Genomic DNA, 17,504 nt, shown 5'->3' with positions numbered 1-17,504 from the left:
TGATTACTGTTGCTTCATTTACAATAATATTCTATTTTTCTTGAAATTTGAGAAATAATAATTTTGTCTTTAGAATATTTTTTCTTAATCCAATTATTATAAACATCAAATTCAAATTCAATATAGACCGTTGCAGTTTTTTCTTCACTATTATAATAGCCATCCGATTTCCAATTGGAAACTACGCTTGTTGGAGTTGTTATGGTTTTGTAAAAACTGCGAATCTCTTTTTTTCCATTGTAATAATACGTGAAATTGAATATGGAATCTTTAGATTTATAGGTATGACTGGCGTTATCTAAAAAATCTCGATTATATTTTTCTACTATCACTGATGAGAAATTATTGGATTTTATTTCTTTTTTTATTTCATTCCAAATTTTTGGTTGATGTTTGATTGTTATTAGAGTATCTTTTATTTTTTTGTATTCATAAATTATGGAATCGTTTGAATGTAGTGTTTTTTCATCCTTATATCCTGTTATACTTTTGCCTAGAGTTATTCCAAAACCGTTTTTTGTATTGTAAAAATTATCTTTTATTAACCTTTTTTTGTTGTCATAAATATAGGTATTATAATGTCTTAGTGTATCTTGGGCATAATATTCTTGCCTTATCAAATTTTTTTTATTGAACAGATTAATGTATTTTTCCTTATACTTATCTCCCACGTGATTAATAGTAGTAGAATCTGGGTGAGTGGAAAAAGTATTGAAAAATTGTTCTGAAATTACCCAAATTTTCCCATCTTTTTTAGTTTTGATAGTTTTAATTCTTTCTAATTCATCATATTCGATTGTCTTCCATTCATTATCATCTGATTTATCAAAATACATTTGTTTTGTAATATTGCCATTTTGTGCAAATAATACTTTATAAATCATTGCAGTTGTATCAATAGTTTTATTCTTTTCATTAAAGTATAAACTTTTTATAGTAATGTTTTTTACGCAACCATCAAAATCTATAGGAAGTATTTGCTTACTATTGTTTTCGATTGGTATTTTTTGAGAATAAATACATAGTTTTGAAAATAATAAAAAAAGAAATATTTTGCTTAATTTCATTTACTTAAGATTTAATGGAGGTAATTGTAACTAGCTTATACATATATTTTTGTACCTAATTTGTATTCTCAAATATAGTAAAATCCTTATCTATTTTTAAGTGTTTTCTTAAAAAATAAATAAAGTCCCACTCAAGGGACTTTTTAAATATAAATCACTTCTTTAATTTCTCCTTAAAAAAATCAATCGTTCGTGTCCAAGATAAAGTGGCGGCTTTTTCATCGTATCTCGGTGTGGTATTGTTATGAAAACCATGATTCACCCCTTCGTAGAAATAAGCGGTATGCTCTACTTTGTTCTTTTTAAGGATGGCTTCAAAAGCGGGCCAACCTTCATTTACGCGAGTGTCTAAACTGGCATACTGCGCTAGGATGGGTGTCTTTATTTTTTCGGCTTCAGCTGCTGTGGGTTGACCACCGTAATAGGGAACCGCGGCAAACAAATCCGGGATTTTGACCGTCATCATATTGGCAATCCAACCGCCAAAACAAAATCCAACCACACCAATATGACCATTGCAATCTTTGTGGGATTTTAGGTATTCGTAGGCTGCAATGAAGTCTTCGAGCATTTCTTCACGGGTACGTTTTTTTTGTAATTCACGTCCCGCATCATCATTTCCGGGATAACCGCCCAATGGAGATAAGGCATCAGGTGCCAAAGTTATAAATCCTTCCACAGCGGCTCTTCGTCCTACATCTTCAATATACGGATTCAGTCCGCGGTTTTCATGTACAACAATGATTCCGGGTAGTTTCTTTTTGGTTCCTATGGGTTGGGATAAAAGTCCTTTGATTTTTCCTCCGCTTTTGGGAGAATCATAGGTGATGAATGCTGATTTTAGCCTTGGATCTTCTGGTTTTATTAATATAGAATCCACGTAATTGGGTGTCATAAAACTTAGGAGCGAAGGAAGTGTCAGCGTTCCTACCGCAAACAAGGATAATTTCTCGACGAATTGTCTTCTATCAAGTTTATTGTGTGCATAGTCATCGTACAAGTCAAATACTTCCTGACTGATATCTTCTTTGGTTAGTTTTTTCATAGCATTTATTTGATTCAACTAATTTAAGAAAAAAAGCGATTGTTTTGCAGGAGGGAAATTTCATTTTTTATTGTACGTTTTGTCACTATGACAAAATGTAATTGAAATTAATTTTCTTTCACCAAATTGTAATTTACTAGCCGATTCACTCCATATTTATCGGCAAAAGTTCGAAAAGAGGATTTCTAAAAGGTATTTTTGATAGGCATTGTAATTTTAAAACTCAACTTATTAGAAAAAGTATCTTTTTTTTTGAGTTGATTTTAACTAATTTTACCGTTAAATAATTAATAAAAAATTCTTCTCTTGAATACTATTAATGCTAAAGCGAAAGCCGACAAGAATACCGGTTTTGGAACTAACGCCAGCAGTTATGGCGGTCGTTTCGTAAATAAGGATGGAAAAGCTAATGTAGAGAAACGTGGAATGCATGTTTTGCATCGGATTAGCTGGTATCACACTATGATTGATATGCCAGGATGGAGATTTATCTTGGTCATTCTCACTTTCTATGTAGCAATCAATTTTATTTTTGCCTCAATTTATTATGGTATTGGAATTGAACATCTCAATGGAATTTCCAATGTAGATAGTGAATGGGTCAAATTCGGACAGGCTTATTTTTTCAGTGCCCAAACGTTCACAACGGTTGGTTATGGTCATATAAGTCCCTCAGGGTTTCTTACGAGTGCGCTTTCTGCAGGCGAAGCATTAATAGGTTTACTGAGTTTTGCTATTGCCACAGGTTTATTTTTTGGTAGATTTAGTAAACCGACAGCTTTTTTAAAGTTTTCTCATAATGCTATAATCGCCTCATATGGTGAAAATACCGCCTTAATGATTAGGATTACGCCTTTTAAAAATACGAATTTTACAGATGCTGAAGCTAAAATGACACTAGGAATGAGCATCGAGGAAAATGGAAGAATGACTAATAAATTCTACGCTTTAGAACTGGAATTGGATCGAATAAATGCATTGACTTTGAGTTGGACCCTAGTTCATCCTATTACAGAAAATAGTCCGCTGTATAAATTTACAAACACGGATTTTAAAAATACAAATGGGGAGATTCTCGTTTTTATTAAAACCTTTGATGATATGTTTAGTAACACGGTTGCCGCTAGGACCTCTTATACTTTTGATGAGGTAGTTTACGGAGCAAAATTTGAACCCATGTATACGCGAAGTACTGATAATTCTAAGACAATCTTGAATTTGGATAAATTGAATGTGTTTAAAAATGTTGATTTGTAATATTAATTATTGTTTAAAATTTTAAAATTAATACTTATGTTTTTGATAAATATTTAAAAAGTAAAAAGTGTTTTTGATATAAAATAATCCAAGTTACTATCTATCTTCAAATAAAAATACCGTTATAGATCCTAGAAATAATTTTAAAAAATACAGCCACGAATTTCACGTATTTTCATCAATTAATTTTTTAGAAATTTGTGGAATTCGTGTTGCACTATTTAATAAAATATTTATTTGTTGGTGCTATTCTATTTTCCTTCCACCAAATCAAAATTCACCATCCAATTGACGCCAAATTTATCAACCAAGGTTCCAAAATAGGCATTCCAAAAAGTGTTTTCCATCGGCATGATAATTTTTCCACCAACCGAAAGTGCATTGAAGAACTTATCTGCTTCTTACGTGCTTTCGGTATTGAGGGAAAGCGAAAAATTATTTCCGTAAATAGTTTCATTTCCAAAGAATTCGAAACTATCGCTTCCCATAATCGCCGTTTCTTTACTTATAGGAAGCGAAACGTGCATGATTTTTTCAGCTTCTCCCGGAGGACAGGTTATTGGCATGTCTTTAAATCTTCCAAAATAAGAGAATTCACCACCAAAAACAGATTTGTAAAAAAGAAAAGCTTCTTCGCAAAAACCATTAAAGGTGATGTAGGTGTTTACTGTTGCCATGATTCTGGTTTTAATGTGATTAATCTTTAACTTTTTTAATTCAAAGGAAATAAATCAGACCTGAAATCTAAGACCTAATTTAGTTAGCGAATGCCAGATTACTATTTCGTCAGATACTTTTTATACCAATCGATGGCTAAATCCGCGACTTCCTGCAATTTTCCGGGTTCTTCAAAGAGATGGGTTGCCGCTTGGACGATTTTCATTTCTTTTGGTGCTTCTAATGTGTCATAAGCCATTTTATTCATGCTGATGACTGGAGTGTCTAGACTGCCTACAATCAGCAGCGTAGGAGCGGTTACGTGTGGCAAATTAGATATTGCTAAATCTGGGCGACCGCCACGGGAAACCACTGCTTTTATTTTTTCCTTAAAATACGCAGCGGCTTGCAATGCTGATGCAGCGCCGGTACTCGCCCCAAAATATCCTATTGGCAGTGCTTTGGTGCTTTCCTGTTCCATCAACCATTTTGTTGTAGCTATCAATCGGTCACTGAGCAAATCAATATTGAATCGGTTTTCGTTTATTTCATCTTCTTCCTCCGTAAGCAAGTCAAAAAGAAGCGTGCCTATGTGTTGTTGCTGAATGAGTTCTGCTACCATTTTATTTCTAGAACTGAATCTGCTGCTGCCGCTTCCGTGCGAAAAAATAACTATTCCAGTAGCATTTTCGGGTACAATCAAATCTCCTTTCAACGTAACTGATGCTAACGGAATATCTAAATCTAATTTTTCCATGATTTCTAATTTTAGGTATTTTAAAGCTTTATAATTGATTATTCAGTTGTATTGATAATACTCAGCATCTTAATTACTTCCTCGTCTTCCACCTGATTGAATTCTTCATATAAACTTCCCACTCCTCGGAAATAAGAAGACGCAATCAAATAAATAAATTCATCGGCATTTTTCTCAAATAGCGGCACGGTATCAGAAGGAAGTACAGGAACGGCAACAATTATTTTTGCAGGATTTTTTTTTCGGAGCATGGCAATACTGGCAAGCAAGGTATTTCCTGTCGCAATGCCGTCATCTACCAGAATCACATTTTTATTCTCAATATCAATTGGTTTTCGGTTGCCACTGTAGAGTTCGTATTTCTCTTTGAGGAGTTGCCGGAGTTTGTTAATTTCATGGTCTATGTACTTTTTTGGGACTTCAGGATGCTTATCAAGAATCATGGAATCCATGGAAACAGCGCCTATTGCAAATTCCTTGTTATTAGGATGTCCAATCTTTTTAGAGAGTACAATATCTAAAGGTAGGTGTAAGGTTTTCGAGATTACAAATCCCACAGGAACTCCGCCTCGGGGAACGGCAAGAATTACGCTATTTGTATTTTGGTATTTTTTTAATTTCTCGGACAGTAAAAAGCCCGCTTCCGTTCTATCTTTTAATAGCTGCTTGTACATAACGGTTGTTTTTATAAAACATTAAAAAATAATTTATGTAAATATACTGATTTTCAATAATATAGACTAAATTTATACTATTTTACAATTCGAAAATTTTAGTTGTAATATTAGAAAGTCACTAGTAGTTTGGTATATAGGGACTATTTCGTTTTTTAATATTGTGGCAGAATACGCGTTACTTCTTTACTCGTTCCGTACTATTTATTTTCCTGAACTCGAAAAAAGGAAATTCGCATTTCAATTCTTTTCATTGAAAAAGTGCAAATCGTAAGTCACTGCGAGTCATACCTAAAAATCAAAAATTTTAATGATATATTAGTAATTAATTTATTTTATAAATAATTGATTATCAGTATTTTATGTTTATTTTTTTATTAAATTTATACTTTAATTTAACAAAAAATAAAATTATGAAAAAATTGTACATTACTCGGCTGCATGCAATTTCAACAATCATTTTGTTGATTGTATTGATTACTTCTAATTCCGTAATGGCTCAAACTTTTACTGATAGTAATCTACCTATTGTCATTATTACGACAGATAATGACCCCAATACTAATTTGCCTCTTGAAATTCTGGATGATCCAAAAATTTTGGCAACTATGAAAATTATCAAAAGACCAGATGGTACTAGAAATTTCCTTACGGATCAAAATACGACTTCATTTTTAAATTATAGCGGTCGAATTGGTATCGAAATAAGAGGTTCATCTACGCAAACGCTACCCAAAAAACAATATAGTTTAACTACTTTGAAGTCGGATAATACGTCTAACAATAACGTGAGTATTTTTGGAATGCCAAGTGAGAATGATTGGATATTGAATGGGTTAGGTTTTGATCCTTCCTTAGTTAGGGACTATTTATGCTACTATATGTCAAGACAAATGGGGAATTATGCCTCTAAGACAGAATTTTGTGAAGTCGTTATCAACGGGGACTACAAAGGGCTTTATGTTTTTCAGGAAAAAATCAAATCAAATGAGAATAGGGTTAACGTTCTGAAAATTGAAGTTACGGACAATACTTTGCCAAATATAACAGGAGGATATATCACAAAAGCTGATAAAACATCTGGCGGAGATCCTGTAGCTTTCTGGATGGACGAAACTAAATTTGTTCATGATTTACCTAAGCCTGAAAATGCAACACCAGAGCAAACACAATATATTGAAGCAGAATTCAATAGACTTCAAGACCATGCTTATGATGATGATTTAATAGACGGATATCGAACTATTATTGATGTCCCTTCTTTCGTTGATTTTATGTTGGTTAATGAGTTGGCTTCTAATGCTGATGTGTATCAGTCCAGTACGTTTTTTCATAAAGACCGTCAAGGAAAACTACGGGCGGGACCAGTATGGGATTTCAATCAAAGTTTTGGAAGTACTTTTACAAACAGTAGCCATGTCGATAAATGGCAATTTAATAACGGAAATAGAATTGGTCCACCTTTTTGGAGTTACTTATTTGACAACGGAGAATTCAGTTGTCAGCTTGCTAAACGCTGGAACGAAGTAAAGGCAGCCGGTCAGCCTTTGAATAAAGACGTTCTGATTGCTTATGTTGATACTGCTTTAAGCTATATAAGTGAAGCTATTCCACGCGAGAGTCAAAGATGGGGAGCTATAAACGATCATGTTACGGACGTAAATAGAATTAAAACCTTTATTAACGATAGAACAACTTGGATCACAAATAATATAGGCTCATTTTCAAATTGTGCTAATGTTACCTTGCCACCGCTAGTAATTACTAAAATTAACTACAATCCGAAAACGTCAACAGACTTTCCAGTCAGTAATGATTTAGAATTTGTAGCCTTAAAGAATATAAGTGATCGATCTGTCAATCTTTCCGGTGTATATTTTAGACAGTTAGGACTCACCTTTCAGTTTCCTTATAATTCAACTATAGGAGCAAATGAAACCATTTTTTTAACGAGCAATACGGCTACTTTTCAAAGTAAATATGGTACAGTTCCTTTTGGTCAGTTCACGAGAAATCTATCAAATAAATCGCAAAAAATTGTTCTGGCTGATGCAGATGGTAATGTAATTGATTCCGTAGAATATTTTGATTCAGCACCTTGGCCAACCACACCTGATGGTGGCGGTAACTATCTTGACTTAATAAGCACAACATTAGACAATAATTTAGCTTCAAGCTGGGTTGCTTCAAGTAGCGATGCTTTGTCTAATCAATCATTTTTAGCTTCATCAGCATTCATGATCTACCCTAATCCTGTTGCAAATATGGTAACCATTGAGGCTGGTAAACCTATGACTGGAGTTAAAATATACAGTATTTTAGGTGCTTTAATGGAAGAAATTAAAACAAGTTCAGAAAATCTCAATCTGGATTTGAGTGCCTACTCTCAAGGTGTTTATTTTATAACGGTGTACAATGAAGACGGTTTTACCAGTAAAAAAATTATAAAAAAATAAAATAAAAACTAGTATTAAACATTTTTGAGAACGGATAAATAAAAGTATAAGCTTTTACTTATCTGTTTTTTTTATTAAAAGTTTCGAAAATTTGATTGCCGCTTTTTTTAGGCACTTTTTTTTGGTGGATTTCCTAAAATGAGTTTTATAATAAAATATTTTTTTAGGATGGCATGATTTAATTGTGAATTGCTTTTGAATTGAAGTTAAACAGTTGTTAATTAATAATTTATAAAATAAAAAATTTGTTTTGGTTAAATTGGAGGCCAAAATAACGTGCCTGCTTGCTGATAATAAAAGAGAAAATTAGTTGATATTTTCTAATTAAGCACCATTTAAAGGTCGTGAAGTCATTATGTTTAAAAGTCATCGTTGACAAGCATTTGTAAAAATATTTCATGTAGGACAAAAGTTTAAGTAGGATGATACGAGTTTATAATTAAATTTATTTTACATTTGTTTATTAAATTCCAATAAACGATGAACAATGTAAAAAATGTATTCAGTATTAAAGATCTTGAAAACCTTTCAGGTATAAAAGCGCATACAATACGAATATGGGAGAAACGATATGATATTCTGCAGCCCATGCGAACGGATACTAACATTCGTTTGTACGATTTGGCTAGCTTACAAAAACTTTTAAATATTACGCTATTACATGATTATGGATACAAAATATCAAAAATAGCAACCTATCCTCAAGATAAAATACCGTCTTTAGTACGTGAAATTATTTCGAGTAAAACAGCCAAAAGTCACGCTATTAGTGAGTTTAAAATGGCAATGATGAACTTTGATCAAGAACTTTTCTTCAATACCTACAATTGGTTAATTGCTGAAAAGTCATTTAAGGAAATTTTTCATCAAGTTTTTATACCGTTAATGAATGAATTAGGGCTACTGTGGCAATCAGATACAATAACACCAGCGCACGAACATTTTATCAGCTACTTAATTAAGCAAAAGCTATTAATTAATACTGAAAAGCTTCAAATTTTAAAACAAACAAAACTTGATAAAGTCTTCGTATTGTCTCTTCCTATGAATGAAATTCACGAGCTGGGTCTTATGTACCTGAATTATGAGATTTTATTACATGGTTATAAAACTATTTATTTAGGAGAAAGTATGCCAATTGAAAATCTAAAGGATTTAAAAAATCATTTTGATTCTATAATTTTTGTCTCGTATCTAACCGTGCAGCCAGAGCGCGATATGCTGGATGGATATCTTCAAAAAATGTCCGAGGAATTGTTAGATGAAACCACTGAATTATGGTACATTGGACGTATGGTTGAGTTTATAAAAAAAGAAGAACTGCCGGAACGGATCACAACTTTCAATTCAATCACGGAATTAGTTGATAGGATTTAATTGTTTTGTTTGAACAATTCGTATATTTGCTAAACAAATGAAAAAAATAAAAAAGATTACAATAATAGGTTCTGGATTCTCAGCTTTGGCAGCATCTTGCTATTTAGCTAAGAGTGGTCATAATGTTACTGTCTATGAGAAGAATGTAACAATAGGAGGCAGAGCACGACAACTAAAAAAAGAGGGTTTTACGTTTGATATGGGGCCTAGTTGGTACTGGATGCCCGATGTATTTGATCGTTTTTTTGCTGATTTTGAAAAGAAAACAACAGATTATTATGAACTCATAAAATTATCTCCTGCATACCGTGTGTATTATGGAATAGATGATTTTATAACCATAGCAGACAATTTAACGGAGATTATCGCCGCCTTTGAAGCCATCGAAAAAGGGAGCGGTGATTTATTACAAGATTTTATGGCTCGGGCCAAAAGTAATTATGATATTGCTATCAAAGATTTAGTGTACCGTCCAGGCGTTTCGCCACTAGAATTAATTACTCCAAAAACAGCTTTGAAAGTAGGGGAGTTTTTTAGTAACATCAGTAGAGATGTTCGAAAAAAATTCAAAAACGAAAGACTGATTCAAATTCTAGAATTTCCCGTATTGTTTCTTGGAGCTAAACCTTCTGACACCCCGTCGTTTTATAGTTTTATGAATTATGCCGACTTTGGTCTTGGAACGTGGCACCCAAAAACAGGAATGTTTGATGTAGTTCGGGGAATGGAAAGTTTGGCGCTAGAATTGGGTGTTACATTTGAAACCAATGCCAATATTGAAAAGATAATTGTTGAAAATAAAACCGCTGTAGCCATTCAAGTCAATGGCACAATCATAACTTCAGATCTGATTTTAAGTGGTGCTGATTACCATCACACGGAAACTTTATTGGATCAAGAATATCGTGCGTATTCTGAAAAATATTGGGATAGCCGAGTTTTTGCTCCTTCATCGTTATTATTTTACGTAGGTTTCAACAAGAAAATAGAAAACATCTCTCATCATGCTTTGTTTTTTGATGTTGATTTTTATCAACATGCCAAAGATATTTACGATGAACCGCAATGGCCAAAAGAGCCTTTGTTTTATGCGAACTTCCCTTCATTGACAGATGAAACTGCCGCGCCTAAAGGCATGGAATCTGGTTTTTTTCTAGTGCCTTTAGCTCCTGGAATCAATGATACAGAAGCATTACGAGAAGAATATTTTGATAAAATAATAGATCGTTTTGAAACCTTAACACAGCAAAGCGTAAAAAATAATATTATATTTAAGCAATCGTTTTGTAAAAATGATTTTGTGTCTGAATATAATTCGTACAAAGGTAATGCTTATGGCATGGCAAACACTTTATTACAAACTGCATTTTTAAGACCAAAGCTAAAGAGCAAAAAGGTTAAGAATTTATATTTTACTGGTCAATTGACCGTTCCTGGACCCGGAGTTCCTCCAGCATTAATTTCTGGAAAATTAGTGTCGGAATTAATTAATAAGCAATTTTCATAACAATAGTATGAAGGAATTATTTGATGATGTGTCTTTTAAGTGTAGCAAGTTAGTTACAAAAAGCTATAGTACTTCTTTTTCTTTGGCGGTGTATATGTTGTCACCCAGCATAAGAGATGCTATTTATAGCATCTATGGTTTTGTTCGTTTTGCGGATGAAATTGTGGATAGCTTCCATGGTTTCGATAAAGAGAGTTTAATTACAGAGTTTGAAGAGGATTATTATCGAGCTTTTGAGAGAGGAATTAGTTTGAATCCAATCTTGAATTCTTTTCAACAAACAGTGAGGGAATACAATATCACTGATGATTTGATTCAAGCCTTTTTAAGAAGTATGAAATTGGATTTAATAAAATCAGATTATCATAGTAAAGCCGAGTATGATGCATACATCTACGGTTCCGCTGATGTGGTTGGGTTGATGTGTCTCAAAGTTTTTGTAGCAGGAGATACTAAAAGATATGAGCAACTTAAAGATGAAGCCATGAGATTAGGATCTGCTTTTCAAAAAGTAAATTTTTTACGTGATTTGAAGGACGATAATTTAGTATTGAACCGTAATTACTTTCCTGGTGTCGATTTGAATTCGTTCGATGAAGATGCCAAAACGGCGATCATTAATGAAATTCAAGAAGATTTCAGAGTGGCTTATGAAGGAATTGTAAAGCTTCCAATAGAAGCTAAATTTGGAGTATATACGGCATTCGTGTATTATAAAAAGCTTTTGAAAAAGTTAGAAAACACTCCTTGTCACGAAATAGGAAATGCCAGAATCCGAGTTTCTAACTACACAAAAGCGGGCTTATTAGCTAAGTCTTTTGTTTCTTATAAATTAAAGTTAGTTTAATTTACAACTTATTTTAAAGGATTGTTATACTTAAATATAGAATAAAATGATATTTTTTTTGATTTTTTTAGGAACTTTTTTAATAATGGAATGTATTACTTGGTTCACTCATAAATACGTAATGCACGGCTCTATGTGGTATTTTCATGCAGATCACCACCAACCTAAATACGCAAATATTTTCGAGCGCAATGATATCTTTTTTGTGATTTTTGCGGCTCCTAGCATTGCGCTTTTTTATTATGGAGTCGAAGGGGGATTGAATTATAAATTCTTCATCGGGTTAGGAATTATGTTTTATGGCTTCTGTTATTTCATGATTCACGATGTATTAATTCACCAACGTTTCAAATGGTTCAAACACACTAATAATAAGTATTTAATCGGCTTGCGCAAAGCACATAAAGTACACCACAAGCATTTGGGTAAAGCCCACGGCGAGTGTTTCGGAATGTTATTTGTACCGTTTAAATATTATAAAATTTAAGTTTAATTGGGGCGTGTCCCCACTTTCACTAGCGTTACAGCGGGGTCGGGCAATCCGTTCCCGCTTTTTTTTGACTATCCTGTCCGGGTTCAAAACCCGGACAGGATAGTCAAAAAAAGAGCTCCACTGCTGTCCCTCACGCAAGCCTGTCCGTACGACACTAATTATCTCTAAAACACCAATCATGAAAATATACAAACAAGAAACAGTGCAACACGTTAATGCAACTGTTGAAGAATGCTGGGCTTTTTTTTCAAATCCAAAAAATCTTCAAAAAATTACACCAGAAGGAATGGGTTTTCAAATCACGGATTTTGATCAAAAATCGATGTATCCTGGACAAATCATTCAGTATAAAGTAACACCACTTTTTGGAATAACTTTATCTTGGATGACACTAATTACACAAGTAAAGGAAAATAGTTATTTTATAGATGAGCAAAAATTTGGTCCATACAGTTTTTGGCACCACAAGCATTTTTTTGAAGCTACACCCACCGGAACCAAAATGACAGATGTGGTACATTACGGATTGCCACTTGGTTTTTTAGGTCGAATCATGAATGCATTGGTCGTTAAAAATAAATTGAAATCCATTTTCGAATACCGTGTTACTAAAGTGGATGAAATGTTTAATTCTAAGTAATGAGCAAGCAAGAAGTTTCTGTTTTTTGGTTTAGACGCGACTTGCGTCTAGAAGATAACGTAGGTTTATATCAAGCGCTACAGTCTAAATTTCCAGTGATTCCAGTGTTTATTTTTGATGATGCCATTTTAGAAAGTTTACCAAAAAATGATGCTCGTGTAGGTTTCATCCACGATTCACTTTCGAAAATAAATGCACAATTACAAGAAATTGACAGTTCACTTTTAGTAAAAAAAGGAAAAACTATTGGTGTTTGGAAAGCGCTTATTGAAGAGTTTGATGTCAAGGAAGTTTTCTTCAACAAAGATTACGAACCGTATGCGATACAACGTGACACGGTAATTTGTGAACTTTTAGAAACCAATAAAACCATTGCTTATTCTTTTAAAGATCAAGTAATTTTCGAAGAAAAGGAAATTACAAAAGCGGATGGATTGCCATATACGGTTTATACTCCTTTTAAAAATAAATGGTTAGAAAAATACAAGTCATTGGCGGCGGTTCAGGAGTACGATACCGAATCACATTTTTCTAATTTCCATAAATACAGATTCGATTTTCCTACTTTAGAACAAATAGGTTTCGAAGAAAGTCCTATAAAAGTAAAGCCGCACAACTTAAAATTCATTGCAAATTATCAGGATATAAGAGATTTTCCAGCCATGGACAAAACTTCTTATCTGTCGCCTCATTTGCGTTTCGGAACCGTAAGCGTTCGGAAATTAGTTAATTGGGCATTTCATAAAAACGATGTCTTTTTGAGTGAATTGATTTGGAGAGAATTCTTTATGCAAATCTTGTTCAGTTTTCCAAAAGTCGTTACCCAAAACTTCAAAGCAGCGTATGATGGGATTCAATGGCGCAACAATGAGGAAGATTTTAAGCGTTGGTGTTCAGGAACAACTGGCTATCCAATGGTTGATGCCGGAATGCGTCAACTCAATAAAACCGGATACATGCACAATAGGGTTCGCATGGTGGTTGCGAGTTTTCTCTGCAAGCATTTAATGATTCAATGGCAATGGGGTGAAGCTTATTTTGCCGAAAAATTATTGGATTATGATATGTCTGCTAATGTTGGAAACTGGCAATGGGCAGCAGGAACCGGTTGTGATGCAGCGCCGTATTTTCGTGTTTTTAATCCAGAAATCCAACAGAAAAAGTTTGATGAAAAAGGAATCTATATTCGGAAATGGATCAAAGAATTTGATTTAGGATATGGGAAACCTATGGTAGAGCACGCTATGGCCAGAGATAGAGCGATTGCTACTTATAAAGCCGGAATTCTGAAGTAATTTATTTAACAGATAAGTCATGTAAGTTTTAGATAATTTAAAGAAAAACGTATATGACTTATATGTTTATAAATATTATTTAATTAGTTTCTTCAGCATTCCTTCGAAAATAAATCCATGGAACGGCAAAACTGAATACCAGTATAATTTGCCCCAAATCCCTCTGGGTCTAAAAGTCGCTGCTTGATACAACGTGTTTCCGATAATTTTGAATTCTAGCCAAGCTTCACCAGGCAGTTTCATTTCGGCAAATAGGATTAGTTTTCCTTCTTCTTTATTGGCATACAAAACGCGCCAAAAGTCTAAAGCATCCCCAGAATGAATATCATGTCTATTTGTTCTTCCTCTTCGAGATCCTACACCACCGTATAATTTGTCAATAAAACCACGTAAATCCCACAACCAATCGCCATAATACCAACCAGTGTCGCCACCAATGGACCAAATTCTTTGTATAGTAAAATCGCGATCTATAATTTCCATTTTGCGACGGTCAATAAAGCAATCCTTTTTGGGAACCTTTAAATATTCCGACATATTGCTACTAAAACGCCCGCTAATTAAGGAATCTTTCCAACTCGAAGCTACTTTGTCTTCATCTACTTTTATCAGAGCACGGGAAAGCGCCTGTTTGTATGTCATTGGTGTTACATGCAATAACTCATTGATTCGGTTATCACTGCAAACCACTTCTACTTTCATGCTGCTGACTAATGCTGAGGCCAGTCTATAGGAAGTTGAGGTTACAAAATACAACCAGTAGGAGGATAATTTTGGCGTCATTATTGGAACTGTAAAAATCCATCGCTTTAATTTTTTTGCTTCTGCAAATCCTAAAAGCATTTCTTTGTACGTTAAAATATCAGGTCCTCCAATGTCAAAACTTTGATTGTATGTTACTGGATTAAGTAATGATTTAGATAAAAAATCAAGAACATCTGGAATAGCAATCGGTTGACATTTGGTATTGAGCCATTTTGGGGTAATCATGATGGGCAGTTTATTTACTAAATCCCGAATGATTTCAAACGACGCACTTCCTGATCCTACAATAATTCCAGCTCTTAATGTTGTAGTAGCATAACTACCCGTGTTCAAAATTTCTTCTACTTTTTTTCTGGAAGATAAATGTTTGGATAATGATTTATCGTTGACAATTCCACTCAAATAAATAACTTGTTTGGCTTGGGTTTGATTCAGTCGTTGGACAAAATTCCGAGCTGAAATACTTTCTAATTCATCAAAATTTGTAGCAGATCCTGACATGGAATGAATAAGATAATAAGCAGCATCGATTTGTTCTGGAATGGCAGCTAATGTATCTTGCTGTAGAAAATCAACTTCAATGACCGACACTTTGTCTTGAAATTCAATTGGGCAAGTAAACCTGTTTTTGTCTCTTACGCAACAAATTACGTCGTGTCCTCCACCTATCAATAAGGGTAGAAGTCGCTTCCCAATATAACCTGTTGCGCCTGTTAAGAGAATTTTCATGATTTTGTTTTTATCGATAGATTGTAAACTTAGCAATTATTTAGTCACAAATGACGAACTATTTTAGGGCATTTTTTCAATCTTTTTTAGTACTGCCTGCTAGTGTACCACTTTTTTTTTAGTTTCAATTAACTGAATTTATTAGAAATTAAACTGATAAATTCTTTTCTAGTTTTGTCTTTTTCAAATGCTCCTGTAAAAGAAGAAGTGGTTGTAACTGAGTTTTGTTTTTGAATACCACGCATTTGCATACACATGTGTTGTGCTTCTATTACAACGGCAACTCCAAGTGGATTTAACGCCTCTTGAATACAATCTTTAATTTGGTCTGTCAAGCGTTCTTGTACTTGCATTCTTCTGGCAAAAGCATCCACAATTCTTGGGATTTTGCTTAAACCTACAATCTTTCCATTTGGGATATAGGCTACATGTGCCTTACCAAAAAAAGGAAGCATGTGGTGTTCGCACATCGAATACACTTCAATATCTTTCACAACAATCATTTGTTTGTGGTCTTCAGTAAACATAGCCGATTGAAGTATTTCTAGAGGATCTAATCCGTAACCATGTGTTAAATATTGCATGGCTTTTGCTACTCTTTCAGGAGTTTTTTCTAGACCTTCACGAGTGACATCTTCACCTAAATTATAAATTATAGTTTTGTAATTATCTGCTAGTGATGCTGTTATTTCCGCGTCGTACTGTTCAATTTTCTCGTAACTTTTTAGTTCTTTTATCATCGTATTCTATATTTCAATTATATATTGGGCTAATTATTTTATTTTTTAAATGCGTTCTGTAGCATTTTTTATTTAAACCATTCGATGATTAACAATAAGTAAGCGCGTTAACCTACTAGTCTTAATTTCTTAATGGTAGAAAAATTCTGTTTTCTTATATTTTAAAAGTCACTATTCCGTAATCCATCTCGAACACTTGACCTGAAATTGATTTTGCATTTTCCGAAATCAAGAAGTTCGCCAAATTGGCTACTTCTTCCGGTTTCAAATACCCTTTCATGGGGTGGCGCTCGATCATGTTCTCTTTCATACGATCATTTCTCAAGATGTTAGCCGAAAGTGAAGTTTCAGTAATGGTTGGAGCGATGGCATTGATCCGCACTACTGAAGCTAACTCAGCACCTAATGATTTTACTAATCCTTCGACTCCCGCTTTTGCAGTAGCAATACTAGCATGAAAAGGCATTCCTAATTTAGCGGCTACGGTGCTGAATAGAATAATAGATGGGTTTGTTCCTTTCTTTAAAACTGGTAAGTATTTCTGAATGGATTTTACAGCTCCAATGACATTTATTTCAAAATCATTTCTAAAGTCCTCGATAGTCAGACTTCCAATAGGTTTTAAATTTATAGAACCCGGACAATAAATCAGCGTATCTATAGCTTCTATTTCTGGTAGCGCATCTTGTAAAACATCAACGGAAAAATGTTTTAGATTGGCATGCGTAATTTCTGGCGCATTTCTGCTGATGTTGTAGACCATGTTGTTCTCCAATTGTTGTAATAAAATGGCATTGCCAATTCCTTTACTACCACCAATGATTACTATGTTTTTCATATATTGTTCAATTAGTTACTTAATTTTATTCGGTATTTTCTTAATGCTTTCCGAAGTTATCTTTTAGAAATTTTGTTGTTGTTAATCTGTCGCTGCATTGTACACTTAAAACGTCCTTCCCTAAAGTCTCTTCGCTTTTCATGTTTTGTTTTACGACCTTGTACTCTTTCGCGCCACATTCTAAAACTGGAAGGTTTCATCTCGGTGCGCATTAACTCAATTACTTCTTGTTCTTTTAATCCAAATTGGAGTAAAATAGCATCAAACGTAGTTCGATCCTCCCAAGCCATTTCGATTATTCTATCCTTTTCTAAATCAGTGAGGTCTTTTTTAATAGTCACGGTATTTTATTTTTAATGT

16 protein-coding genes and 1 pseudogene are annotated in these 17,504 nt (G+C 33.7%); 8 read left to right on the top strand and 9 right to left on the bottom strand.

All coding sequences use genetic code 11. The features are described from left to right. Window positions 1–14 precede the first annotated feature (14 nt). Entirely contained in the window at window positions 15–1,067 is a 1,053-nt protein-coding gene (locus BLS90_RS03025; protein WP_091255106.1) for a hypothetical protein, read from the bottom strand. A gap of 154 nt (window positions 1,068–1,221) precedes the next feature. Next, a complete protein-coding gene (locus BLS90_RS03020) occupies window positions 1,222–2,112 on the bottom strand; it encodes a dienelactone hydrolase family protein (protein ID WP_091255105.1) in 891 nt (296 codons plus the stop codon). A gap of 297 nt (window positions 2,113–2,409) precedes the next feature. Here BLS90_RS03020 and BLS90_RS03015 point away from each other — a divergent pair, with 297 nt between their 5' ends. After that, complete coding sequence (locus BLS90_RS03015) at window positions 2,410–3,369, top strand: ion channel (RefSeq protein ID WP_091255104.1); 960 nt, start codon at window positions 2,410–2,412, stop codon at window positions 3,367–3,369. Between the two features lie 251 nt (window positions 3,370–3,620). Here BLS90_RS03015 and BLS90_RS03010 read toward each other — a convergent pair. The 3 genes and pseudogenes from BLS90_RS03010 to BLS90_RS03000 form a co-directional block, all read right to left on the bottom strand. After that, a pseudogene (locus BLS90_RS03010) lies at window positions 3,621–4,046 on the bottom strand (VOC family protein). Between the two features lie 101 nt (window positions 4,047–4,147). Next, window positions 4,148–4,783 (bottom strand): dienelactone hydrolase family protein, encoded by a 636-nt coding sequence (locus tag BLS90_RS03005; RefSeq protein ID WP_091255103.1) that lies wholly within the window; start codon window positions 4,781–4,783, stop codon window positions 4,148–4,150. Window positions 4,784–4,821: 38 nt separating this feature from the next. Next, complete coding sequence (locus BLS90_RS03000; RefSeq protein ID WP_091255102.1) at window positions 4,822–5,457, bottom strand: phosphoribosyltransferase; 636 nt, start codon at window positions 5,455–5,457, stop codon at window positions 4,822–4,824. Window positions 5,458–5,870: 413 nt separating this feature from the next. On the opposite strand from BLS90_RS03000, the gene BLS90_RS02995 reads away from it, so the two are divergent. From BLS90_RS02995 to BLS90_RS02960, 7 genes are all read left to right on the top strand, one after another. Then, complete coding sequence (locus tag BLS90_RS02995; protein ID WP_175455427.1) at window positions 5,871–7,913, top strand: CotH kinase family protein; 2,043 nt, start codon at window positions 5,871–5,873, stop codon at window positions 7,911–7,913. Window positions 7,914–8,393: 480 nt separating this feature from the next. After that, the gene (locus tag BLS90_RS02990) at window positions 8,394–9,290 is read left to right on the top strand and encodes a MerR family transcriptional regulator (protein WP_091255086.1); all 897 of its coding nucleotides are present in this window, start codon (window positions 8,394–8,396) and stop codon (window positions 9,288–9,290) included. 37 nt (window positions 9,291–9,327) lie between these two features. Next, window positions 9,328–10,797 carry a phytoene desaturase family protein gene (locus BLS90_RS02985; protein WP_091255085.1) on the top strand — a complete coding sequence of 490 codons (1,470 nt, stop codon included), beginning with the start codon at window positions 9,328–9,330 and terminating at the stop codon, window positions 10,795–10,797. A gap of 7 nt (window positions 10,798–10,804) precedes the next feature. After that, window positions 10,805–11,644, top strand: a complete 840-nt coding sequence (locus BLS90_RS02980; protein ID WP_091255084.1) for a phytoene/squalene synthase family protein — start codon at window positions 10,805–10,807, stop codon at window positions 11,642–11,644. Window positions 11,645–11,690: 46 nt separating this feature from the next. Further along, entirely contained in the window at window positions 11,691–12,131 is a 441-nt protein-coding gene (locus BLS90_RS02975; protein ID WP_091255082.1) for a sterol desaturase family protein, read from the top strand. 184 nt (window positions 12,132–12,315) lie between these two features. Then, window positions 12,316–12,777 carry an SRPBCC family protein gene (locus tag BLS90_RS02965; RefSeq protein ID WP_091255070.1) on the top strand — a complete coding sequence of 154 codons (462 nt, stop codon included), beginning with the start codon at window positions 12,316–12,318 and terminating at the stop codon, window positions 12,775–12,777. Then, window positions 12,777–14,072: a cryptochrome/photolyase family protein gene (locus BLS90_RS02960; protein WP_091255068.1), complete on the top strand. Its 1,296-nt coding sequence runs from the start codon at window positions 12,777–12,779 to the stop codon at window positions 14,070–14,072. The genes BLS90_RS02965 and BLS90_RS02960 overlap by 1 nt, the downstream gene beginning before the upstream one ends. A gap of 75 nt (window positions 14,073–14,147) precedes the next feature. On the opposite strand, the gene BLS90_RS02955 is transcribed toward BLS90_RS02960, so the two are convergent. From BLS90_RS02955 to BLS90_RS02940, 4 genes are all read right to left on the bottom strand, one after another. Then, window positions 14,148–15,566, bottom strand: a complete 1,419-nt coding sequence (locus BLS90_RS02955; protein ID WP_091255066.1) for an SDR family oxidoreductase — start codon at window positions 15,564–15,566, stop codon at window positions 14,148–14,150. A gap of 128 nt (window positions 15,567–15,694) precedes the next feature. Then, window positions 15,695–16,306, bottom strand: coding sequence for a GTP cyclohydrolase I FolE (folE, locus tag BLS90_RS02950; protein WP_091255063.1), 612 nt, complete (start codon window positions 16,304–16,306; stop codon window positions 15,695–15,697). Window positions 16,307–16,460: 154 nt separating this feature from the next. Further along, window positions 16,461–17,144 carry an SDR family NAD(P)-dependent oxidoreductase gene (locus tag BLS90_RS02945; protein WP_091255061.1) on the bottom strand — a complete coding sequence of 228 codons (684 nt, stop codon included), beginning with the start codon at window positions 17,142–17,144 and terminating at the stop codon, window positions 16,461–16,463. Between the two features lie 56 nt (window positions 17,145–17,200). Next, window positions 17,201–17,485, bottom strand: a complete 285-nt coding sequence (locus BLS90_RS02940; RefSeq protein WP_394331019.1) for a TIGR03643 family protein — start codon at window positions 17,483–17,485, stop codon at window positions 17,201–17,203. Window positions 17,486–17,504 lie beyond the last annotated feature (19 nt).

Source organism: Flavobacterium omnivorum (assembly GCF_900099915.1).
In the GTDB taxonomy this organism is placed as follows: domain Bacteria; phylum Bacteroidota; class Bacteroidia; order Flavobacteriales; family Flavobacteriaceae; genus Flavobacterium; species Flavobacterium omnivorum.
The sequence above is the reverse complement of the archived record's forward strand: the minus strand, read 5'-3'. Positions and strand labels throughout refer to the sequence as shown.